25 protein-coding genes and 1 pseudogene are annotated in these 20,889 nt (G+C 35.9%); 8 read left to right on the top strand and 18 right to left on the bottom strand.

Annotated elements, in window-relative coordinates:
• The first annotated feature begins 145 nt into the window (after positions 1-145).
• Entirely contained in the window at positions 146-1,189 is a 1,044-nt protein-coding gene (locus EGI26_RS18775; protein WP_255080605.1) for a zinc-binding alcohol dehydrogenase family protein, read from the top strand.
• Positions 1,190-1,320: 131 nt separating this feature from the next.
• Here EGI26_RS18775 and EGI26_RS18770 read toward each other — a convergent pair whose 3' ends face one another.
• The 8 genes and pseudogenes from EGI26_RS18770 to EGI26_RS18735 form a co-directional block, all read right to left on the bottom strand.
• Positions 1,321-1,638, bottom strand: a complete 318-nt coding sequence (locus EGI26_RS18770; protein WP_255080604.1) for a cupin domain-containing protein — start codon at positions 1,636-1,638, stop codon at positions 1,321-1,323.
• Positions 1,639-1,646: 8 nt separating this feature from the next.
• Entirely contained in the window at positions 1,647-2,315 is a 669-nt protein-coding gene (locus tag EGI26_RS18765; RefSeq protein ID WP_255080603.1) for a DUF1080 domain-containing protein, read from the bottom strand.
• 3 nt (positions 2,316-2,318) lie between these two features.
• The gene (locus EGI26_RS18760) at positions 2,319-3,179 is read right to left on the bottom strand and encodes an alpha/beta fold hydrolase (RefSeq protein WP_255080602.1); all 861 of its coding nucleotides are present in this window, start codon (positions 3,177-3,179) and stop codon (positions 2,319-2,321) included.
• A gap of 94 nt (positions 3,180-3,273) precedes the next feature.
• The gene (locus tag EGI26_RS18755; protein WP_255080601.1) at positions 3,274-4,128 is read right to left on the bottom strand and encodes a 3-hydroxyacyl-CoA dehydrogenase family protein; all 855 of its coding nucleotides are present in this window, start codon (positions 4,126-4,128) and stop codon (positions 3,274-3,276) included.
• A 48-nt stretch (positions 4,129-4,176) separates the two neighbouring features.
• Positions 4,177-4,514: pseudogene (locus EGI26_RS18750) on the bottom strand (four helix bundle protein).
• A gap of 86 nt (positions 4,515-4,600) precedes the next feature.
• Positions 4,601-5,671 carry a bile acid:sodium symporter family protein gene (locus EGI26_RS18745; RefSeq protein ID WP_255080600.1) on the bottom strand — a complete coding sequence of 357 codons (1,071 nt, stop codon included), beginning with the start codon at positions 5,669-5,671 and terminating at the stop codon, positions 4,601-4,603.
• Between the two features lie 39 nt (positions 5,672-5,710).
• A complete protein-coding gene (locus EGI26_RS18740) occupies positions 5,711-6,475 on the bottom strand; it encodes an IclR family transcriptional regulator (protein ID WP_255080599.1) in 765 nt (254 codons plus the stop codon).
• A 112-nt stretch (positions 6,476-6,587) separates the two neighbouring features.
• Complete coding sequence (locus tag EGI26_RS18735; protein ID WP_255080598.1) at positions 6,588-7,004, bottom strand: VOC family protein; 417 nt, start codon at positions 7,002-7,004, stop codon at positions 6,588-6,590.
• A gap of 105 nt (positions 7,005-7,109) precedes the next feature.
• Between EGI26_RS18735 and EGI26_RS18730 the strand changes: the two genes are divergently transcribed.
• From EGI26_RS18730 to EGI26_RS18715, 4 genes are all read left to right on the top strand, one after another.
• Positions 7,110-7,952 carry a hypothetical protein gene (locus EGI26_RS18730; protein ID WP_255080597.1) on the top strand — a complete coding sequence of 281 codons (843 nt, stop codon included), beginning with the start codon at positions 7,110-7,112 and terminating at the stop codon, positions 7,950-7,952.
• 162 nt (positions 7,953-8,114) lie between these two features.
• On the top strand, positions 8,115-9,320 hold the full coding sequence (locus EGI26_RS18725; RefSeq protein WP_255080596.1) for a CaiB/BaiF CoA-transferase family protein: 1,206 nt from the start codon (positions 8,115-8,117) through the stop codon (positions 9,318-9,320).
• Positions 9,307-10,101, top strand: coding sequence for an SDR family NAD(P)-dependent oxidoreductase (locus EGI26_RS18720; protein WP_255080595.1), 795 nt, complete (start codon positions 9,307-9,309; stop codon positions 10,099-10,101). The genes EGI26_RS18725 and EGI26_RS18720 overlap by 14 nt, the downstream gene beginning before the upstream one ends.
• Positions 10,102-10,166: 65 nt before the next feature.
• Entirely contained in the window at positions 10,167-10,742 is a 576-nt protein-coding gene (locus EGI26_RS18715) for a nuclear transport factor 2 family protein (protein ID WP_255080594.1), read from the top strand.
• A gap of 42 nt (positions 10,743-10,784) precedes the next feature.
• Here EGI26_RS18715 and EGI26_RS18710 read toward each other — a convergent pair whose 3' ends face one another.
• The 5 genes from EGI26_RS18710 to EGI26_RS18690 form a co-directional block, all read right to left on the bottom strand.
• Positions 10,785-11,528, bottom strand: coding sequence for a DUF1080 domain-containing protein (locus EGI26_RS18710; protein WP_255080593.1), 744 nt, complete (start codon positions 11,526-11,528; stop codon positions 10,785-10,787).
• Positions 11,529-11,608: 80 nt separating this feature from the next.
• Entirely contained in the window at positions 11,609-12,133 is a 525-nt protein-coding gene (locus tag EGI26_RS18705; protein WP_255080592.1) for a DinB family protein, read from the bottom strand.
• Positions 12,134-12,233: 100 nt separating this feature from the next.
• Complete coding sequence (locus tag EGI26_RS18700) at positions 12,234-12,779, bottom strand: hypothetical protein (protein WP_255080591.1); 546 nt, start codon at positions 12,777-12,779, stop codon at positions 12,234-12,236.
• Positions 12,776-12,979 (bottom strand): hypothetical protein, encoded by a 204-nt coding sequence (locus EGI26_RS18695; RefSeq protein WP_255080590.1) that lies wholly within the window; start codon positions 12,977-12,979, stop codon positions 12,776-12,778. Before EGI26_RS18695 ends, EGI26_RS18700 begins: the two co-directional genes overlap by 4 nt.
• Before the next feature lie 38 nt (positions 12,980-13,017).
• A complete protein-coding gene (locus EGI26_RS18690) occupies positions 13,018-13,590 on the bottom strand; it encodes a Crp/Fnr family transcriptional regulator (RefSeq protein WP_255080589.1) in 573 nt (190 codons plus the stop codon).
• Positions 13,591-13,956: 366 nt separating this feature from the next.
• On the opposite strand from EGI26_RS18690, the gene EGI26_RS18685 reads away from it, so the two are divergent.
• The gene (locus EGI26_RS18685; RefSeq protein ID WP_255080588.1) at positions 13,957-14,898 is read left to right on the top strand and encodes a hypothetical protein; all 942 of its coding nucleotides are present in this window, start codon (positions 13,957-13,959) and stop codon (positions 14,896-14,898) included.
• A gap of 106 nt (positions 14,899-15,004) precedes the next feature.
• The gene (locus EGI26_RS18680; protein WP_255080587.1) at positions 15,005-15,532 is read left to right on the top strand and encodes a GNAT family N-acetyltransferase; all 528 of its coding nucleotides are present in this window, start codon (positions 15,005-15,007) and stop codon (positions 15,530-15,532) included.
• Positions 15,533-15,552: 20 nt separating this feature from the next.
• On the opposite strand, the gene EGI26_RS21280 is transcribed toward EGI26_RS18680, so the two are convergent.
• The 5 genes from EGI26_RS21280 to EGI26_RS18655 form a co-directional block, all read right to left on the bottom strand.
• The gene (locus tag EGI26_RS21280; RefSeq protein WP_255080586.1) at positions 15,553-16,251 is read right to left on the bottom strand and encodes a LytTR family DNA-binding domain-containing protein; all 699 of its coding nucleotides are present in this window, start codon (positions 16,249-16,251) and stop codon (positions 15,553-15,555) included.
• A complete protein-coding gene (locus EGI26_RS18670) occupies positions 16,248-17,291 on the bottom strand; it encodes a sensor histidine kinase (protein ID WP_255080585.1) in 1,044 nt (347 codons plus the stop codon). Before EGI26_RS18670 ends, EGI26_RS21280 begins: the two co-directional genes overlap by 4 nt.
• A gap of 9 nt (positions 17,292-17,300) precedes the next feature.
• Positions 17,301-17,813, bottom strand: coding sequence for a hypothetical protein (locus tag EGI26_RS18665; RefSeq protein ID WP_255080584.1), 513 nt, complete (start codon positions 17,811-17,813; stop codon positions 17,301-17,303).
• Positions 17,814-17,834: 21 nt separating this feature from the next.
• Complete coding sequence (locus EGI26_RS18660) at positions 17,835-18,488, bottom strand: hypothetical protein (RefSeq protein WP_255080583.1); 654 nt, start codon at positions 18,486-18,488, stop codon at positions 17,835-17,837.
• A gap of 190 nt (positions 18,489-18,678) precedes the next feature.
• Positions 18,679-19,395, bottom strand: coding sequence for an NrtR DNA-binding winged helix domain-containing protein (locus EGI26_RS18655; protein ID WP_255080582.1), 717 nt, complete (start codon positions 19,393-19,395; stop codon positions 18,679-18,681).
• Positions 19,396-19,574: 179 nt separating this feature from the next.
• On the opposite strand from EGI26_RS18655, the gene EGI26_RS18650 reads away from it, so the two are divergent.
• Positions 19,575-20,879, top strand: a complete 1,305-nt coding sequence (locus EGI26_RS18650) for a hypothetical protein (RefSeq protein ID WP_255080581.1) — start codon at positions 19,575-19,577, stop codon at positions 20,877-20,879.
• The last annotated feature ends 10 nt before the right edge of the window (positions 20,880-20,889 follow it).

The raw sequence follows: 20,889 nt of genomic DNA, 5'->3' as shown, positions 1-20,889 counted from the left end.
TAATTTAGTGGTGAATCTATGGAAAAAGCCGCTTTTAAAACAAATTACCTTTAGAAAATTCCACTTTAAATATCTCTCTGCTGTTTTATTTCGTCCTTTAACATTAGCTTTGTTTTTGAAAGGAAAAAGAAATCGATTTATAAATATGAAAACCCTCAGATTAGAAGAACCGCAAGTTTTTAAGTTTCAGCAACAAGACCAGCCAACAAGTTTAGAGCCTCATGAGGCTTTGATAAAAATAAAGAACATAGGCATTTGTGGTACAGATTACCATGCTTTTAGAGGGAAACAGCCTTTTTTTAGTTATCCACGTGTGCTTGGGCATGAGTTGGGTGCGGAGGTTGTAGCTGTGGGACAAGAAAATGACCGAATAAAAGTGGGAGATAAAGTTACTGTGGAACCATACATGAACTGCGGAAATTGCCAATCTTGCAAAAATGGCAAAGGCAATTGCTGTGAGAATCTACAGGTTTTGGGTGTACATACCGATGGCGGCATGTGCGAGTATTTAAAGGTGCCTTATCAGAAATTACATGCTTCTAAAAGTTTGAGTTTTGAACAATTGGCTGTAGTGGAGCCATTGAGTATTGGGGCCCATGCTGTTCAGCGTGCTGGAGTAAGTTCCGAAGATATTGTACTAGTTATTGGTGCTGGCCCTATCGGTTTGTCAGTTATTCAGTTTGCTAAACTTACTGGAGCTACGGTGGCAGTCTTGGACATCAATGCCGAGCGATTGGAATTTGCCAAAGTGCAATTAAAAGCCGATATCCTTCTCGACGGTTCACAAGGTTTCTCGGTAGAAAGCCTGCGGAAACAATTAGAAAGGTCTCCCACCGGGGAATTTAGGGGGCTTCTTCCTACCGTTGTTTTCGACGCAACAGGAAGTCCAAACTCCATGAAAAATGCATTTAACTTTGTTGCATTTGGAGGAAAGCTGGTATTTGTAGGCTTGTTTATTGGAGATGTTATTTTTGACGATCCGCTTTTTCATCGTAGAGAAATTACGCTTTTTGCGTCTAGAAATAGCTTGCCACAAGATTTTACCAACATCATTGAACTGATGGAAAACGGAAAGATAGATATCAAGCCCTGGATAAGCCATAGGGCTGACTTTGAGGACTTACCAGTGGTATTCAATCACTGGCTCGACCCTGAAAGCAAAGTAATCAAAGCCATGGTTTCGGTATGAAGGATATAAAGTTTGATGGGTGGTGATGGGCTAGTCCATTGGAAAAGGTTCTCAAATTTTTTTCATCTTTATTGTTTAGTACTCTTTAAAGTATTCAACTGGGGGCAACAAGACTTCAATACTTTTTAAGACTAAATTTTATAGTCTTCTCTTACAGGACTGAAAATATCAAAAATCTTACAATCGGTTAAGGCCCGTCCACCATGAATTACATTTGGAGGTATGACTGCTAATTCTCCAATTTTGCAAATTTTTGTTTCCTCCCCAATAGTCAATTCAAACTTACCTTCTAAAACCTGGGTAATTTGTTCATGAAAATGGCTATGCATGGGCAAAACTGCTCCTTCTTTAATTTCCCAAAAGCCAAGAGTCGTGTGTTCGGTATGCACAAATTGAGCATCAAAGCCTCTTATTACTTCTTTTTTTGGTATATCTGCTATTTTTATCATTTATCAATCTATTTTCTAATAATCTTCAAATCCTTAAAATAACCCTCAGTCCAATTGCCTACCCAAAGTCCAATACTTCCTGAACTATTTCCACCCAGTTTTAAATCATTCACAATCAAAGAAGGTTGTTTAGCATTGTTTACAAAGAGCTTGGCTTTTTGTCCTTCTACTTCTATTCTCATGGTTATCCATTCATTTAGCCCCATATCAGCATAAGATTCGTATTTTTCGGGGTCAGTTTTGCGTAATTTATCAAAACGGAAATCGGGGAATGCAAAATATTGAATACTGTGGTTTCTACGAATTTGGTCGTCGGTGCGGCCATTGGTGGGGCGAATATAAATACTTTCAAATTTTTCGTTTTTCTCCCCAATTCTGAAAGCAAGCCCAATAAAACCACGTGCAAATGCAGGAGCATTCTTCATTAATCGACTCAAAACTTTGACTTCAATTGTGCCATTTTTAAAGTCAAAATCTTTTATCTTCACAATAGTTGCTTCGTCAGTTCCTTTGATTGCCGTATCGGCTTCTACTTTTACAACCTCTTCCCCTTCCATTTTTACGAAAGACAAATACACTTGATTGGTTTCAAGATTCTCTTTACTCATTTTTATATTTTGAGCAAAAAGACTTGCTGATAAACAGATACTTACGGATAAAAGAATAAGATTTCTCATAGATTAATTTTTAAGAAAAGGAGCAATACTGGCCCAGGTTGCTTCAAAATTATCATTATGACAGCCATGTCCTGTATTTGGAATGATACAAATTTGATGATTGGGAATAAATCTGGCTGCACTTACTACTCTTTCAACAGGGTTACCACCATCTTTATCACCGGCCATTACCAGCACTGGACATTTGATGGTACTCAACAATTCTTTGCTAATTGAGAGCGTATTGTAATAGGCACATAACTCTGAAAACATTTCGCTCAGTCTGGCGGGTTCTGGCATTAATTTTTGTTGTTGTTCTATAAATGCTTTATCCATTTTTAAAGCCATTTCCGCAGTAAAATTAAACTCACGGTTACCAGGGGTCAATTCTCCGGCACCAATAACTACCATTTTATTTACTCGCTCCGGGAACAATTTGGCAAAATGGTAAGCAGCATATCCACCATCACTGAATCCAATGATCGTTACTTTTTCTTTGGTTATAGCATCAATAACCGCCAAAGCATCGCTGGCACGTTGATCCAAGGTCATTGATTCAGTTCCTAACTCAGACTTTCCGTGCCCACGAGTTGAAATGGCAATTACTTGAAAATTGGTTTTCAATTTGTCTATAAAATCGGCGAACTCAACAGTTGAACCAAACAAGCCTCCATGTAAAAGCACCACGGGTTGGCCTTTTCCATAAACCTCGTAATAGATTTTGGCATCTTTTGTTTGTGCATATTTCCCGACTTTAGGATTGTTGCCATAAGGTATTTTATTGACCACAGTGGGTGGTTGAAATGCTCTGATTAAAGGTTTTTGTGCCTGAATAGTTAACATAAAAAGCACAAAAACGGATGTAATTAATATTCTTGATATCATAATATTCTGTTTTTAAAGGTGTTTATTGTTTAATGCTTGTTTTTAAAATTCATAACTCATCATTCATAACTCATAATTCATAACTCATCTCTCATCACTCATTAAAGTATTCATAAAATCCCTTTCCAACTTTCTTTCCAAACTCACCTTTCTCAAATTTTTCTACAATAGTCGGTGAAGGCAAATCAGTTAGGTCGGCAGTTTCTTTGTATTTTTCAGTACCTACATGATAGGCTAAGTCTATTCCTGTAAGGTCTAACAATTCAAACGGCCCCATTGGATAGCCCAGCCCATTTTTGGCGGCAGTATCAATATCTTCAAAAGAAGCCACGCCCATATCGAGTAAATTGAGGGCTTCTTTTCTAGTAGCTTGCAAAAGGCGATTCACTAAAAAACCGTAGATTTCTTTGTGTAATAAAACTGGTGTTTTGCTCATTTTTTTTGCAACTGCCATCACCGCCTCTACAGTTTCGTCTGATACGTGCGGGCCTTTTACAACCTCCACACATTTCATTACCAAGGCAGGGTTGAAAAAGTGCATATTGCAAACTTTATCTGGTCTGTTAGTGGCATCGGCAATTTTGGAACTTACGATGTAAGAACTATTGGTCGTCAAAATAGTATGAGCTAGACAAATTTTATCTAAATCGGCAAAAAGTTTGCGTTTTATGTCAAGTTTCTCAATAATTGCCTCAATTACAAGGTCGGCATCTTTTGCCGCTTCTTCTAAATCAGAAACAAAAGCAAGATTTGTACGAGCTTGATTAGCAGCCTTTTCGCTTAATTTCCCTTTAATTACCCTTTCTTTTAAATAATTATTAGCAAAAGCAATGGCTTTATTCAGAATGTCAGGATTGGTATCCATACAACTTACTTGAAAGCCAGATAGAGCGGCACAAATCGCAATTTGATGCCCCATGTTACCTGCTCCGATGACGGCTATTTTCATGTTATTTAAATATGAAATATGAAATATGAATTATGAAATAGAAAACAATCATTTTGCCCTTTTTTGCTTCATGGTTAGTATTATACTTTTTATTATTTTAAGCAATTCTATTGCATTTTCATGAAGAGATTTAAACTCACTTTCATTTAAATAATTTGTTTCTAAAAGTAGTTCTAGCCAATATAAAGATTCATCGCATCTTTTTGGGCAATAGCCATCTTGTGTATAAAATCAGCTTCTGATTCTCCATTATGTGCTTCACGAACATTTGCTCCTACTGAAGTTCCACTTCTCAAAAGTTGTTTTGAAATTACATATTCTTTCTTTTTCTCTGACAGATACTTATATAAATTGATAATTCTGATAGCAAAATCAAACGATTTCATTTTAACTATACTTTTATTCTCCTTCATATTATCTAATTCAAAATTTATATTATCTAATCTCATAATTAATATCTCATATTTCATAATTATTCCTTCTCCCTCCACCAATTAGATAACATCGACCCGGAAATAGTCATCCAAGGCACTGCAATGACGGATGCCAAACCAACGGTTGCTATTTTACCCATTTGTAAGGCAATTCCAGAAGCAAGTCCGCCATTTTGCATACCTACTTCCAACGAAATTGTACGGCAAGAAGCTTCATCCAAACCCATAAATCTTCCGCTCCAATAGCCTAATAAATAGCCAATTGTATGGTGAATGATTCCCGATAAAAATAGCAATGGACCGATTTGTAATAAAGAATCTCTACCCGATGAAACAATAACAATCATCATCATCAGGACACCCAACATTGAAATTTTTGGTAATAAGTTTTGTAACCATTTTACCCCTTTTCTAAGGAATTTATTGACAATTAAACCCAATATTATAGGTAAAATGATGATTTCGGCTACATGAAGCATCATTGCCTGCAAATCAATTGCCACGTATTGACCAGCCAATAATTTCATCAATAATGGAGTCATAAACGGTGCTACAAGCGTAGAAATCGCAGCAATTGTAACCGACAAAGGCATATTTGCTTTGGCGATAAATGCTAAAACATTTGAAGTTACTCCGCTTGGTACAGAACCCATCAATATTACACCAGCAGCTATTTCGGGCGGAAATCCGAAGGTTTTTGCCAAAGTAACGCCCACCAAGGGCATTATTGTAAAGTGACTTACCAAACCAATCAACACAGCCTTTGGGGTTTTAATAACTCCTTCAAAATCTTTCAGGCTCATCTCAGTACCCATCGTAAACATGATTATCTGAATCAATGGAACGATAAAGCCAGTAAATTTAAAATCACCTATTTTTTGAAAATATTGAGGATAAAAGAGACCAACTGAAACCGCTGCCAATACCCAAATAGTAAATGACATTTGATTAAGGATTGGAACACTTTTCCCTCCAATTGCCAAACATACAAGAGAGCCGAGAACAAAAGGCCCCATTGCCAATAAACCACCACCAAAAATCAACATTCCTATTGCTAAAAGCCCTAAAATAGCAGAACTTACAAGTAATAATTTGTATAAATTGTTCATAGTAGGTACAATGTTGATTTTTAAATAGGGTATTTTTATTTAAACTTTTGCAATTTTACTACTCAGATTTGAAACACTTTCTCTTAACACTTCTTCAACTTGTTGTTCTGTAAATTGATTTGTTCCATCAATTCGAGCTAACATTGGAACTGTTATGGCAGCTACGGCATTTCCATTCATGTCCAGAATGGGAAACGAAATGGCGTGAAGCCCAGCAAATTGTTTACTTTTGATTGAAGCAAAACCTTTTTCAACAACTTCTTTTAAGCTATTACGGAAAGCCACAATTTCAGCTTCTGATTTATTTGGAAGGCTCTCTTTGATTCTAATTTCTTTAATAATTGAATCTTGAAAAGCCAATAAAACCAAACCAGATGCCGAAGGAGCAACTTCAATTTCAGAACCCACTCTTGTCATAAATCCAAGACCATTGGGTGGCTGAATGGACGCAATTACTGTTAGCGAACCATTGTTATAAACCCTCAAATCGCAAGGAAAAGAAATTTGTCTTGATAAGCCTTCCATAATAGGTAAAGCCTCCGTCAATAAGCGATAGGTAGGCGGGTGAAAATGCGATAATTGAAATAACTTTGAGGTAATTGTATAGGTATTGCCAACATTAGCCACATAATTACGCTCCACCAAGCAATTAAGCATTCTATAAATTTCACCTAATTTCCTGTCCAATTGAGCAGCTATTTCTTGCTGGGTCAAACCATTCTCTGACCTACTAAGTAATTCTAAAATATCAAGTCCCTTTTCGAGGGCAGGTGCTGAATACGCAATTTCTTCCTTATCTTTCATATTTACAATAAATGAAAAAGCAATAAAGTGAATCTTTAAAGCTAATTTGTTTGAACTTATTTATTTGTTAAACAAAAATACTCATCATTCATAACTCATCGTTCATCGCTTCTTACATTCCTATCTGGTGCACCTCAATAATATTTCCGTCTGGATCATGAAAAAATATCTGATACCAACCTTTCAGAGCCCATTTACCATAGTCTGCGTAAGGAATATCTAAAGTATCTAATTTCTTTTTAAAACCTTCAATGTCATCCGTTCTAAAACAGTAATGTCCTCTTTGCATGGGATTAATTGGCATGTTTTGGCGAAATCCCGTATTGTGGTCTTTAATGGCAATATGAAATTCAACTTCTCCGTCTGTTAAGAATTCGACTTGTCCTTCGTAGCGATTTACAGTATCTGTACTTGTAAATCCATGTTCCTCATCTTGGATTTGTTTCAAGTCAAATACTGTTTTATAAAAATTTGATAATCTTGGCACATCCTCTGTGCAAAAATTGGTATGATGGTATTTAAGTTTCATATATTGAAATAGTAAAAATGATATTGCAAATATGAAAGTATATTTTCATATATAAAAATATAATTATACTTTTGTTAGAAATTATATCAGTAATCACATTCATATATGCCTGAATACGAAATAGAAACACCCATAAAATCAAACGAAATATGCAGTCTGACCATGGCACGTCGTGTGGCTGCTATGTTGGATTTAGATACTCAAACATTTTCAGAAGGTGATATTCTTCCGAAAGGGTGGCACTTTTTTATGTTGGGTGGACAGACTCGAAAATCTGAATTACGAGCGGACGGATTTCCCGGTTTGGGTGTGTCAATTCCTGACCTTGGCTTACCAAGACTACTTTTGGGCGGCAGAACGGTTGCATATAACGGTGATATTCTGATTGGTTCAGTTGTAGAAAAAAACAGTTTTATAAAAGAGATTAGAGAAAAAACTACCGCAAATGGGCGAATGGCGATCGTTACAATTCAACACGAGTTACGACCCCTTTCAGAAGAAAAGCCAGCTATTGTGGAAACACAAACGTATATTTTGAAGCCAATTACGAATGAGGAATTAGGAATTGGGAGTTTTACTCCACCTGAGCCAAGTATTCCTATCTTGTCATTCCTAATTCCTAATTATTCAATTATTCCTGACGAAACACTCTTATTCCAATATTCTGCTTTGGGATTTAATTCTCATAAAATTCATTTAGATAGAAATTACGCTCAGAATATTGAAGGATTGCCCGATTTGGTTGTAAATGGCGGTTTAGCAACTTTATTAATGACGGAATTTGTTCGAAATGAATTGAAATTGAACTTATCTGAAATTAAAGTAAAACATCTGGTTCCATTGTATAGCAATCGACCTTTAACAATCAGTTTTGAAGAAAGAGAGTTGAAAGTTTTTGATAATAAAAATGAATTAGCAGTAGTAATGGAATTAGGACTGAATAATTAGGAATTAGGAATCAAAAAGAATTATTGCAGTCATTAGTTTCCTGAAATTGACTATTTCCCTAATGAAAATTTCTAGGTAATATGACTCATAATCGAACTTCCCTAATTCTAAGATTACTAATTATTCATTCCTAATTCCTAATTAAATAATTCCTAATTGAATATGTTTGAGCCTTTAAAAAATATAAAAATACTCGACCTCACCTCCGTTGTGGTCGGCCCAGTGGCCACATGGCGATTGGGACAATACGGTGCTGATATTATTAAAGTTGAAAATCCTGCGGGCGATTTGATGCGTGGTTTGGGTGGAATGTCTCCAACGGGGCAACATTCGGGAGCGTATTTGCATCTCAATCGAGGCAAAAAGAACATTTGTCTCGACCTTAAAAAAGAAGGCGGAAAAGAAATTATTCAAAAATTAATAGCTTGGGCCGATGTGATTGTTGCCAATATGCGACCCGATGCTTTGGAGCGTTTGGGCTTAGATTCAGTGACCATAAGAACTAAATATCCCGAAAAAATATATTGCCTCATAACTGGCTATGGCACAGATGGCCCCTATTCGGGACTACCCACTTACGATAGCGTTTTGCAAGGTGCTTCGGGTATGGCTGGGCTTGCCTTGGCTCGTGATGGGAAACCTTCTTATGTGCCAATGTTGATATGCGATCACGTGGTTGGCGAAATCACGGCAGGGGCAGTTATGGCAGCTTTGATGCAAAAACAAAATACGGGAATCGGTGCCAGTTTGGAGATTCCGATGTTTGAAACCATGGCATCTTTTGTATTGCAAGAACATTTGGCACAACAAAGTTTTGAGCCTTCCGTTGGTCCAGCGGGTGACCTTCGCCTGCTTAGTCCTCATAATCAGCCTGTTAAAGCAAAGGATGGTTTTATTTCATTTACAATCAATACCGACACACAAGTAAAAGCTTTTTTGAAAGTAACAAATAGGGAAGAACTAATTGAAGATGAGCGATTTATGACAGTCGCAAGCAGGGCAAAATACGTATCGGAATGGTTTGAGATTCGTGGAGCAGCTTTGGAAAACAAAACTACTGATGAATGGCTCAAGGTTTTTAGAGAAGTTGATTTACCAGCTATGCCTTGCCATACCCTCGAAACATTGACAAATGACCTGCATTTGAAAGCCGTCGAACTGATTAATTTTGAAAATCACCCCACAGAAGGAAAAACGGCAGTGATTCGCTCAACTATTCAAGTTGATGGGCAATATCCTTCTGCACGTTTTGCCTCAGTTCCGAATGGTTGGGATACCGAGGAGATTCTGAAAGATTTAGGATTCAATAAAAATGAAATAGAAACATTTACGACCGAAAAAGCTGCCAAAATTTATGAAAAACAATAAATATCCACATCTTCAACTCGAAAACAAAGTTTGTGTCATAACAGGTGCGGCATCAATCAGAAGTATCGGATATGGAACAGCAGAACTTTTTGCTGCACATGGGGCGAAATTAATTATTTTGGATTTGGCAATGAACGAGCAGATTGCCAATGATTTAATTAATCAAATTGAAACACAAATCGGCAAAAAAACAGAAATTGTTTGTCTTCAATGTGATGTAAGAAGTACAGATTCTTGCGATGATGCTATTCAAAAAGTTATTTCACATTTCGGCACGATTGATTGCTTGGTAAACTGTGCAGGCATTGTAAAATCAGAAGGAATGCTATCTATTTCTGAGGCAGATTATGATTTAATAATGGATGTAAACCTAAAAGGCACTTTCAATATTTGTAAATCTGTGCTGAAAGTGTTTGTAGAAAAACAAGCAGGAGTTATTGTCAATTTGGCTTCTTTGGCAGGTCAACGTGGTGGCGGATTGGTGGGAGGCTCACATTATGCAGCCTCAAAAGGTGGCGTAATAAGTTTAACAAAATCTATTGCCCGAGAATTTGCACCGATGAATATCCGAGCCAATGTTATTTGCCCAGCCATGATAGAAACACCCATGCTGGACGGACTTTCTGCCGAACAATTGGATAACGTAATTGCGGGAATACCCCTTAAACGTGTCGGTAAAACCTCCGAATTGGCAGGTGCTTGCCTGTTTTTAGCATCTGATTTGTCTGGTTTTGTAACGGGTGCTACGATTGATGTAAATGGGGGCATACATATTCACTAATTGAATGATGAAATATGAATTATGAGCGATGAGTTATGTTTTATAAATTTGATAAATACCTTAGGATGAAATTTAAATTTGTATTTACAATTTTTATTATCATCGGATTGATGGCTTGTTCTCGAAATAATTTTCAACAAAAACTATTAATAGACCGTATCAAAGCCGCAGAAGACCGTCTCGAAATTTTAAATCTTTTGGCAGGGTCTGCTTTTAGTTCTGATGTTGCATCGGAAGCGTATTGGAAAAAAATGTTTACCGAAGACGCCACTTTTGACCGAGGAACAAAACAAGATAAAGGGCGTGAACAAATCTTGAAAATTATAAATGCTCCAGAGCAAAAAGAAGCCATTAAAGCAGGAATGACACATTTAGCAATGCTTCCTCATATCAAACTCACTGGTGATAGTGCTGTTGCCACGGGCTACCTACTGATTGTAATGCCTGATTCGGCTGCTTCTCATGTAAAACTTGCTGGTAAGGGCGTTTCGCCAGGCTTTTCAATTTATCAGGTTACAATTAACAAATATACACTTGTGCGAACTATTGAAGGCTGGAAAGTTACAGAACGTGTAGTAAGGCCGATTTCAGCGAATGATTCTCGTGAAATAATTGGAAAGGCTATTAATGAAAATGAGTAGCTAAATCAGAATTTAGCTACTCATTTTGTCGAACAAAACCTTTCAAATATCACCTACTTTTCCTCCTTCTTTCTTAACTTTTAAAGCACGTTTCGTTACTTTCAAATCTTTAAAATAACCTGTTGTAGCAATATCTACATACAAGCCAATGTAGCCTTTCTTGTTTTTACCCAACATTTTATTGACGATAAATGAAGAATATTTCAAATCGTTGATGAACATTTCTGCTGTTTCTCCATTTATTTCTAAACGCATCGTAATCCACTCATTCAGCATCACGGGAGCGGAACCTTCGTATGACCCTGCAGGGAATTTGTCTCTCAAAGTTTGAAATTTGTAATCAGGATAGGCAAAATATTGTACAGCATGGTTTCTTGCCATTTGGTTATTGATTCTTCCTACTTTTGGGCGTAAATAAATTGATTCCCAAGCTGAATCATCTGCTGCAATTCTATAATACAAACCTATAAAACCAGCCGCTGGAGCATATGGCGATGGATTTTGGATTTGACTATACATTTTTATTTCGATAGTTCCGTTTTCAAAATCATCTATTCCCAAAAGCCGAGCATAGTGGCGATCATCAACGGTGGTTTCCAAGTTTTTTTCATCAAATGGTAGGGCTTTTAAATCACGCTCAATTTTCAAGACTTTTTTACCTTGAAACTCAATTATAGAGCCCGTAACATTATGCAATTCAAAGGTTTGTTTACCGAACTTTAGATTTTGTCCGAAACTTTCAATACTAAGAAAGCTTAAGAATGCTATTGAAATGTATTTTTTCATTTTTAAAATTATAAAAGCCACGAATCCATAATTAGATATATTATCCATTCCTGAATTCGTGGCTGTATTGACTAAATCTATTAAAACAATTTTTCCTGAGGGGGTGTTGCACCAGCCAAACGTATATAAACCGTTGTTTGACCACGGTGATGGGTTTGGTGTTCGAATGCTTTGGCTATCGCCGTTCCCTTGGTCATTTCGAATCTGCCAAAGAGTTTAACATTCTCGGCCAATTGAGTCTGGTTCAAAGTTTTGATGCTGTTGATGGCAAAATCGTAGCCCGCCAGAACTAATTTGGTAACATTTTCTTTCGAAACATCCGTGCTTTTTTCAGATTCGCCTTGTCCAATTGGACTTGCAATGCCTGTCGCTGCTGAGATAAACCCATAATTAGCATCTGTAAAATGCAACATTTGCTGAGCAAACGAACGCATTTCCGGCGTAGGTTTCAGAGTATATTTGTCGGCCGGCATGGCGTCTAAATATTCTTTGGTGTAGGCTTTGGCTCTTTCCCATTCTTTGATTGTTTCGTCAATTGAACTTTGAGCATTTGTTGCAGTTGTTGCTCCTACCAGCATTAATAGGGCTACTAAAATCTTTTTCATGTTTTGCAAAATTAAATGTTAAAATAATGATGCAAAATTAGGTCTAGTGTTTTGGTTCTACCCTTAAACTAGGTTAAGAAATGTAAGTTTGAGAAAGATGTTAAGAAATTAACTTTGCCAAATCTTCCTCTTTTAAGTAATTTGGGATTTTATTTGGGCTAACTTCCTCAATTTCAGTATTCGAAATATTAACAAATCGGAAAGTGGTGAAAATTGTTAAATTGGCTTTCAGAAGCGGAATAGTTTCCTTAAACATTTCAGATACAATCTCAGGTTTAACTAAGTGTCCACCATTTTTAAACCTTGTTTCAGCCCTAATTAAACAAAATTCAATATTTTCGGTATAAAACAAGATTAAATGAACTTTATTTTGTGGATTAAATTTAGCAATCGATTTTAAGTATTCGTAGTGGGAAGGAAATCCTAGATTTAGTTCAAGTGCAAAATCATGGTTGGAAAATAAAAAATCTTTAATCTGCTGGTTGCTTTTTAAAGTAGCTAGGTTTTGATAATCGCCAAAACCTTCTTTCTTGTAATGATTTGCAGCCAAATCCTGATCGATAATTGGGACGTTTTCGGGTATAAATCGGTACCCACTAGTGCTTTTGCCAATGCCTGGAGGGCCAGCAATAATATAAATGTTCATTTTATTTTCTCCACTGAACCGTCAAACTTTTCTGCGACAAGAAATCCCTCAGAATTATAATAAACAAGCGGCTGTTTTATAGAAAATAAGAATTCTCTCGCTTCTTTTTCACCTTGCTTTTGCCAATTTAATAATTCTTCCTTAGACATTTCAATGGGTCGTTTCAACATGGTTCCTTTACGGAATTTCACCTCTTTCATATTACATTTTATTGCTTTACAAATCTAAATAAAAATCATTACCCTTTCAATCTTTTCCGTATTTTACTCAAAAACTCTGGTGTAATACCCAGATAGGAAGCTATTTGTGTATTAGGAAGCCTATTGCTAAGTTGTGGATATTGTTCTAAAAAACTAAGGTAACGTTGCTCAGCAGTGGAACTGAAGTTTTGTAAAACACGGTTTTGAATCTCTACAAAGTTATTTTCTGAGATAACTTTAAACATTCTATTTACTTTATGAACCTCAATAAAAAGTTCATATAAGTTGGGTTGGTTTATTTGGTAAATTTCAGAATCTTCAATGGCTTCAATGTATAACTTACTTGCAATTTGTGTATAAAAACTACCAATGTCAGCAATCCAATCACCCTCAGCTGCAAACTGAATATTGTGACTAAAACCTTTGTCATCAATGCCATACATCTTAAAGCATCCCTTTTTTACAAAAGTATAATGCCTACAAACACTTCCTTCTTTCAAAAGAAAGCCTTTTCGTTTTATTGTGGAAAGTATGATTTTGCTTTCAATCAATTCCGATTCCTCTTCGGAAAGTGGCAATATTTCCTCAAATTCCTTAAAAAGTGATTGCATTGGCTAATTTTGAAACGATTTATTGTTTGAAAATCGAAATTACATATAATTTACAGAAATATTTTGGATACAAACGTCCAATTAAAGAAGGATTTGATTTTACTAAAAAACTATAACAACAGAGTTGAAATAAAGAGATGGAATATGTTTCAACTAAATCTTACTAATATAAAAATGATAAATCTGAATTTCTTTGAATAGAGATTTGGTTGAATATTCGGTACGACTTTTGTAAGGGATTAATGAAATATTTTTAAAAAAATATGAAAATTTTTTAAGAGTATAGAAAGAAACAACTGAACAAATTCTTTAACGTTCATTTATTCTTAAATCCAATACATTCTAATCTAAATCTAAAATATATTCATGAGAATATTATTAATTTTCACAATTTTATTCATTTCAAAATTGGTAGCTGCACAGGAGGTGATTTATTTGGAACAGTACTTTAGATATTCACTTAACCAAGACAGTCTCAAATCTAAAGTTGTATTTGTTCCGGAGCGAAGAAAATTTATGGAAAATTATAATACAGATCCATCCTATGCATGGGATTGGAAAAAAAATGCGATTAATGCTGCTCGTAACGCTGGTGGTAATGTATTAAAGGTAGTATACGATAACAGGAGTGGTGTTCACCCCAGAATAAAAGATATAGACAAAATAAGAGAATTGAAAATGTCCGGATATTTAGCAGAAATTTATCATTTAAATGATTTGGACTTTCAAATGTTAAAAGATTCAATTCCTAAATTTCGTCTAAGAGTCGATGAAGTAAAGAAAAACTATGATGTTTTCAGCGGTAAGACACTAGATGAATTTCTAGAGAGTCAACTTTACAAAAAAGAAAAAAAAGTACAAAATAAAGAAGATTCGAAATTATTGCCTTTAAAAGGTCAAAAACCGAACAGATTCTATGCTGGATTTAATGCCGGACTTGATTATTTCTTAGAGGGTTCGGTAGGATTACAAACGGAGTTAAATTTCTTGAAAAAAAATGATTTTGACATTGGTGTTGGCAACAAGGTTAACGGTATGGTTGGATTTGTATTAATTTTTCAGAACTACACATATTTTTATGCTAAAATGCGTATCGGAAATGTGTATTTTCAACCTGGATTTGGCAAAGAATCCTTAACTGGTTATTACAAATCTTTTGGTGCTTGGAAAGGTAATAATAGAATTGATTTAGACTTTAGCTGGAAAAATAAAAAACAACCCAATGTTGGACTCATTATTCCAATTAGGCTAAATAGCGAACTGAATGACTTTCCAATTATGGGATTATACGGTAGGTCAACTTTTTGACGATTATCAACTAAGAAGACAACTGGAAATTGCTTAATTTACAGAAATATTTTGGATTCAAAGGTCCAATTAAAGAGTGATTTGATTTTACTAAAAAAGCTTTTACATGACAAGCATTGAAATAAAAAAGGTACAAACTGCAGATTTAAAGCAATTACAAGAGATTGGAAGACAAACTTTTTCTGAAACTTTTTCAGCTGGAAATACCGAAGAAAACATGCAAAACTATCTGGAAGAGGGCTTTTCTGAAGAGAAACTGTCGAAAGAATTGAATGACCCAAACGCGGAGTTTTATTTTGCAACTCAAAAAAATGTAGTTATCGGGTATTTAAAATTGAACTTTGGAGCCTCGCAAACTGAGTTGAAAGATGAAAGTGCCTTAGAGATCGAACGGATTTATGTTTTGAAAGATTTTCATGGCAAAAGTGTGGGACAAGTGCTTTATAATCAGGCAATAGATATCGCTAAACAGAAAAAAGCCAACTATGTTTGGTTGGGCGTTTGGGAAGAAAACCCTAGAGCAATCAGTTTTTATAAGAAAAATGGTTTTGTGGAATTTGACAAACACATATTCAAACTTGGTGACGATGAACAAACTGATATTATGATGAAATTGATGCTCGATGAGAAGTAAATATGACAAAGACTAAACAATCAAAACGCCGTTTCTAAATTTTTTCGATAAGTTTCGCCAATGGAAAACTCCATTTCGCCCAAAAAAACGCTGTTTTTGCGAATGGCCGTAATTTGAGATGTTGAAACCATTAAGGATTTATGAATCCTGATAAACTGATCTTGAGGCAGTTCTGATTCCAAATTTTTAAAGGTAGTACGTACTACCAATGGTTTGGAGGTGCTTTTTAAATGAAATTTCACGTAATCGCCCAACCCCTCCAACCAAAGTATGTCTGCAAACACTACCTTAATCTGGCTGTAATCTGCATTTACAAAAAAGTGGAGGGCTTTGTTTTCAAGAGATTGAGTGCTTTTTGCAGTTTTTAAGTCATACAATTCTTTGGCTCTCGTACATGCTTTGATGAATCTCTCCAAAGCAACAGGTTTTACGAGATAATCTACCACCGCAAGGTCGTGGCCATCCAATGCATACTGTTTGTAGGCAGTCACCAAAATAACCATGGGAGGATTTTCCAAGCTTTTAATAAGCTGTAATCCGCTGAGGCCAGGCATTTGAATATCTACAAATATCAAATCTATTTTTTCTGTCGAAATCACTTTTAAGGCCTCAAAAGCATCGCCGCAAGTGGCTTTTAAGTTAAGAAACGGCACCTTGCTGATGTTGCTTTCGAGCAAGCTCAGTGCAAGAGGTTCGTCGTCAATGGCTATGCAATTCACTGGTTATTAAGGTTTAGGTTAAGATTTACAGTGTACCATTCATCCATTGGTTCAATCTCCAAAGTGTGTTTTTTGGGATAAAGCAGCTCCAATCTTCGTTTGACATTCGCGAGGCCAATTCCCGAGGTTTTGTCTTTCTGTTGATCTTCTTTGCTGTATTTATTCTTAATTCCAACTACTAAGATTTCATTCTCAAGCTTGACCATAATATCAATGGCAGGACTTTCGACCATTCCGTAGCCATGCTTAAAGGCGTTTTCTACAAATGGTATCAAAAGCATGGGTTCGATATGTAAATGGCTATTTTCTATATCAAAAGAGGTAGTGATTTTTATTTTACTTCCAAAACGCTGGCTTTGGAGTTCGATATAACTCTTCAGATATTCCATTTCGCTCTGAATCGTCACTTTTTCTTCGTCTGTTTCATAAAGCATATATTGCAGCAACGATGAAAGTTTTACAACAGTATCCTCCAGGGCATCGTGCTTGAGCCTCACCATAGCCACAATATTATTCAGCACATTAAACAAGAAATGCGGGCTTATTTGTGAGCGTAGAAATGACAGTTCGGTTTTTAAATTCTCTTTTTGTTTTTCGTCTGTTTTGGCTTTGTCCCAAACCATTTTGAATACGATACTTACCAGTGAAGTGAAAATAAAGAGGCTGATGTTGTGATAAGCCGAGTTGATAAAACGGAACGGATGCAGGATGTTTAGCAGCTCAAAAAGAACAAAATCGAGCATAAGCAACAGACCAAAAACCATAGCTTGGCAAGCTAAGAAGACAAGGTACTTCTTTTTGTACAGAAACTTTGGGACGAGTAATTGCGTGTTTAAATAAAAAAAGCCGATTATGAAGAGCTTACTGATAATGTTTAGAACAAAAAACTCGTCGGGATTTAGGTGTTTCTTTTCTGACTGGGAATAGTCAGAAATAGAAAAAATTAGTGGTAATAGAAAAAATACCGCCCACAAGAAAATATGAGTGAGCGGTACTTTGTATTGGCTAAGCCAAGTTTTGTTATTTTTTGCGTAATCCATTTCTGAAAATTATACAAAAAGCATAATTAAGGTCAGAATGATGCCCGCTACGGTAAAATAAAGTCCTTTTTTGAAGATTTTTGTTCCTGGTAAAAACATCCAGAATGATGATATTACAAAAAAGAACAAAGACAAACCAAAAAACAAATTCAAATAAAATAGGGGGTCGTTTGTGGTAGCTTTGTGCAAATGTTCCATTTTGCCAAGAATAAACGGCAGTTCTTTTTTTTCTGCTTTCAGCTCACCGGTTTGAGCATTATACTGGCCGCCTTTAAAGAAAATAATTCCGTTTTCTTCTTTTTCAACATTCACCTTCATTTTCAGAATCGGGCTGAGTTGGTCACCTTTTAAGTTGGGTTCAACAGTTTTTTCAATTTTTACTGTGTTTTTCAGAAAATCGGTATTTCTGAACACCATAATGATACCGCTGATTGAATACACTGCCATTATTCCGGCCAAGAAAAAGCCTAAATAGCGATGATAAGTCCGCATGGTTTGATTGAGTTGGTTTGGTTTTGCCATTTTTTAAAAATAGATTAATTGTTAAATAAATTTATACTGAAAAAATACTCCGAAATTTGACTTTGATATTTTTGTTGGTCCGTAAAAGTCTTTGTTAAAGCCTAGTCCTGTTGAGAACCCTTTTTTGGAAATACCCAACCTGAGCACAGCCGAACTTCTTTCATGTTTGTTTTCCTCAAAACTCTTGACATATAAACCCTGAAATCTCGCATAAGGGCTTAGTTTGGTTGTTTTGGGAGCAAACTCTACTTGTGCAAAATTAGCAAAGGAAGATTCTTTTGTAAGGTTTATGGTCGGATTTATTACAAGAGTAAAATTTTTATTGACGAAAACATACTCTAAACCAGCAATCGGTGCAAAACCTTTGGCAGAACTAAAAGTGGCTCCTGACGTAACTTTTAGCCCTTTATAAACATCATAATTGAGCTGAATATTAGAGAAAAGTTCGTTATTGGTCTTGTCCATATTTTTGTAGTCGCCCGCTAAAGTTGTCAATGAGAAAATCCCAAATTTGCTTTTTGCAAAATTCTTAATGATAATCGTTTGCCCTTGAATACGCTTATGACCAAACAAGAACTCAATAGGAGTGGGTTTTACTGGTGTTGTTGGTGTGTTTACTTTTTCCTGAGCAGTCACATAAAAGGTTACAAATAATAACAGCAGGAGAGGCCTCATTTTCTTGATTTTAATTTTATAAAGGCAAAGTTACGATTCCGAATTGTCAGGTGTCCAAAAATGAGATGAACACCAAAAGAATTGCGATGAAAATTAAAGAATTAAGGAAATTATACTTGTTCGATTCCATTTAATAATGTCATCGTCATTTTGCTTTTTGAAATTCAGAATAGGCAGAATTTAATTCGCATTAAAACCTTATGAACCGATATAAATAAGGAGCTTTATTTCTAGCACCAGTAAATTTTTTTTCAAGGCGTTCTAGCACATTCAAATCCAATATTTTTTTTGGAAAGTTATTGGTTGCAAAGGGCTTATCATACACGGCTTCGTACAATTCTTGAACCTCTTTCATGGTAAATGTTTCCGGCAGAAGGTTGAAACCAATCAGCTTTTGGTCTAGGTCTTGGCGAAGTGCTTCATGAGCATAAGTAAGAATTTCGTTATGGTCGTGCATCATTTCAGGAATTTCTTTGATGCTTCGCCATTCCAAAAGTGCATCATATTCACCTATTTGTGGATTTACTTTGCTTATTTCAACCAATGCGTAGAAACCAATACAAACAAAGCGGTCAGTTATCCATTCGGCATCTTTTTCATTATATTTTTCAGTGAAATGTGGCAATAATAATTCTCGAAATTTACTTTTGATGATTCGGTTTTCGTGCCCGAATACTCTAAACTGCTCCAAGTAAATATTTTCGAGACCTGTTCTTTCCTTTAAAATTCGACTGGCAGCATTTTCAATACTTTCAGTTTTTAGAATGTATCCACCTGGTAAATTCCAAAAATCAATATTGATTTTATTCTGTGCTATCAAAACTTTCAATTCTTTGTTTTCATAGCCAAAAATCACACAGTCGATAGACAGGTTTGAAATATATTTTTCAGTTTCTAGTTTTTTCATTCCCTATTTTTAAATGAATCTTTAATGATTCGCCCGCAAATTTAAGCATAACATTTTAGAGAAAAAATTAAAGAATTTTTTATTATCTAGAAAAAAGAAAATTTATTATCTAAAAAATAGATAATAAAAGTATTTTATTATATTTGCCAAATCTTTTTAACCTTAAAACATAATTAATTATGCAAAAAATCCTGTTATTATTCTTGTTTTCAATGACTTTTGTGCAGACAAAAGCACAGTCCAAGCCAGACTCTATTGCTATAATTCAGCTATTAGAAAAAGAAGGCCTCAGCTGGCGTAAAGGCGATGTAAAGGCTTTTACCGAATGTTGGGCCGCGAGACCCAATGGTAGAATTTTCAATTCATCTGCTGATGGTGGGAGTAGAGCTATTCCTGCTTCATTTATGCAAAATCCCCCTGCCAATATTATGGGTGGCGGCGGTTTTTCGATTCACTCAAATCATGACATGAGTATTGGCGGCAATACCGCTTGGGTAGCTCACGATGAGGTTTCGATAAACAAAGAAGGCAAAGAAACGCTTTCTCGGGAGATTCAGTTATTAGAAAAAATAGCTGGCCAATGGAAATTGGTGGGGCGTTCAGCACAATTTTATAATCCTGAAAAACCCAAAACCGATACCACGAGCTATATTCAAACGGTAGATATTATTACAGGTAGAATTGAGACAGTATTGGCTATTAATAAACACTATGAAGCACCCAACTGGCATCCAGATAACTACTTGATTTTGAATCACAAAGGTCGCTTATATACGTTAGATTTGGCCACTAAAAAACTAACCGAATTGAATACCGGCAAAGCCATATTTAATAACAACGACCACGGTATTTCGCCAGATAAAAAATGGCTGGCCATGAGCAATGTAGACAATACTGACCCCTCTTCAAAACGCTATAAATCAGCCATATATGTAATGCCTATTGGTGGCGGCGAACCTCGCAGAGTAACCTCAGAAGTGATGTCGTTTTGGCATGGATGGAGTGCCGATGGCAAAACATTGGCTTACTGTGGAGAGCGAAATGGCAATTACGATATTTACACCATTGGGGTAGAAGGTGGAGCTGAAAAAAGGTTGACCACAACCGAAGGCCTCGACGATGGACCAGATTATTCTCCTGATGGAAAGCATATTTATTTTAATTCCTACCGCACTGGACACATGCAAATTTGGAGAATGAATGCCGACGGTACCAAGCCTGAGCAACTCACTTTTGACGAAAACTCCAATTGGTTTGCACATCCTTCGCCCGATGGTAAATGGATTGCTTATATAGCCTATATGTCTGATGAAAAGCAAGCTCATTTGTTTGGCAAACAAGTGAAACTGAGACTTATGAACCTACAAACAAAGGAAATTAAAGATATTACACCGGTGTTTTACGGTGGTCAAGGCACCATAAATGTGCCGTCTTGGAGTGCTGATAGCAAGAAATTGGCCTTTGTGAGCTATTCAGTGAAATAATCAATTAATT

Origin of the sequence: Lacihabitans sp. CCS-44 (assembly GCF_024343735.1) — a bacterium.
Taxonomy (GTDB): domain Bacteria; phylum Bacteroidota; class Bacteroidia; order Cytophagales; family Spirosomataceae; genus Leadbetterella.
The sequence above is the reverse complement of the archived record's forward strand: the minus strand, read 5'-3'. Positions and strand labels throughout refer to the sequence as shown.

What these genes read in the sequence shown, in the direction of transcription:
- EGI26_RS18660 (WP_255080583.1), bottom strand. Translation starts at nt 18,488, where the DNA reads ATGAGGCCTCTCCTGCTGTTATTATTTGTAACCTTTTATGTGACTGCT.
- EGI26_RS18745 (WP_255080600.1), bottom strand. Translation starts at nt 5,671, where the DNA reads ATGAACAATTTATACAAATTATTACTTGTAAGTTCTGCTATTTTAGGG.
- EGI26_RS18740 (WP_255080599.1), bottom strand. Translation starts at nt 6,475, where the DNA reads ATGAAAGATAAGGAAGAAATTGCGTATTCAGCACCTGCCCTCGAAAAG.
- EGI26_RS18705 (WP_255080592.1), bottom strand. Translation starts at nt 12,133, where the DNA reads ATGAAAAAGATTTTAGTAGCCCTATTAATGCTGGTAGGAGCAACAACT.
- EGI26_RS18765 (WP_255080603.1), bottom strand. Translation starts at nt 2,315, where the DNA reads ATGAGAAATCTTATTCTTTTATCCGTAAGTATCTGTTTATCAGCAAGT.
- EGI26_RS18755 (WP_255080601.1), bottom strand. Translation starts at nt 4,128, where the DNA reads ATGAAAATAGCCGTCATCGGAGCAGGTAACATGGGGCATCAAATTGCG.
- EGI26_RS18720 (WP_255080595.1), top strand. Translation starts at nt 9,307, where the DNA reads ATGAAAAACAATAAATATCCACATCTTCAACTCGAAAACAAAGTTTGT.
- EGI26_RS18725 (WP_255080596.1), top strand. Translation starts at nt 8,115, where the DNA reads ATGTTTGAGCCTTTAAAAAATATAAAAATACTCGACCTCACCTCCGTT.
- EGI26_RS18770 (WP_255080604.1), bottom strand. Translation starts at nt 1,638, where the DNA reads ATGATAAAAATAGCAGATATACCAAAAAAAGAAGTAATAAGAGGCTTT.
- EGI26_RS18735 (WP_255080598.1), bottom strand. Translation starts at nt 7,004, where the DNA reads ATGAAACTTAAATACCATCATACCAATTTTTGCACAGAGGATGTGCCA.
- EGI26_RS18700 (WP_255080591.1), bottom strand. Translation starts at nt 12,779, where the DNA reads ATGAACATTTATATTATTGCTGGCCCTCCAGGCATTGGCAAAAGCACT.
- EGI26_RS18650 (WP_255080581.1), top strand. Translation starts at nt 19,575, where the DNA reads ATGCAAAAAATCCTGTTATTATTCTTGTTTTCAATGACTTTTGTGCAG.
- EGI26_RS18685 (WP_255080588.1), top strand. Translation starts at nt 13,957, where the DNA reads ATGAGAATATTATTAATTTTCACAATTTTATTCATTTCAAAATTGGTA.
- EGI26_RS18690 (WP_255080589.1), bottom strand. Translation starts at nt 13,590, where the DNA reads ATGCAATCACTTTTTAAGGAATTTGAGGAAATATTGCCACTTTCCGAA.
- EGI26_RS18715 (WP_255080594.1), top strand. Translation starts at nt 10,167, where the DNA reads ATGAAATTTAAATTTGTATTTACAATTTTTATTATCATCGGATTGATG.
- EGI26_RS18710 (WP_255080593.1), bottom strand. Translation starts at nt 11,528, where the DNA reads ATGAAAAAATACATTTCAATAGCATTCTTAAGCTTTCTTAGTATTGAA.
- EGI26_RS18775 (WP_255080605.1), top strand. Translation starts at nt 146, where the DNA reads ATGAAAACCCTCAGATTAGAAGAACCGCAAGTTTTTAAGTTTCAGCAA.
- EGI26_RS18680 (WP_255080587.1), top strand. Translation starts at nt 15,005, where the DNA reads ATGACAAGCATTGAAATAAAAAAGGTACAAACTGCAGATTTAAAGCAA.
- EGI26_RS18670 (WP_255080585.1), bottom strand. Translation starts at nt 17,291, where the DNA reads ATGGATTACGCAAAAAATAACAAAACTTGGCTTAGCCAATACAAAGTA.
- EGI26_RS18730 (WP_255080597.1), top strand. Translation starts at nt 7,110, where the DNA reads ATGCCTGAATACGAAATAGAAACACCCATAAAATCAAACGAAATATGC.
- EGI26_RS18655 (WP_255080582.1), bottom strand. Translation starts at nt 19,395, where the DNA reads ATGAAAAAACTAGAAACTGAAAAATATATTTCAAACCTGTCTATCGAC.
- EGI26_RS18760 (WP_255080602.1), bottom strand. Translation starts at nt 3,179, where the DNA reads ATGATATCAAGAATATTAATTACATCCGTTTTTGTGCTTTTTATGTTA.
- EGI26_RS18665 (WP_255080584.1), bottom strand. Translation starts at nt 17,813, where the DNA reads ATGGCAAAACCAAACCAACTCAATCAAACCATGCGGACTTATCATCGC.
- EGI26_RS18695 (WP_255080590.1), bottom strand. Translation starts at nt 12,979, where the DNA reads ATGAAAGAGGTGAAATTCCGTAAAGGAACCATGTTGAAACGACCCATT.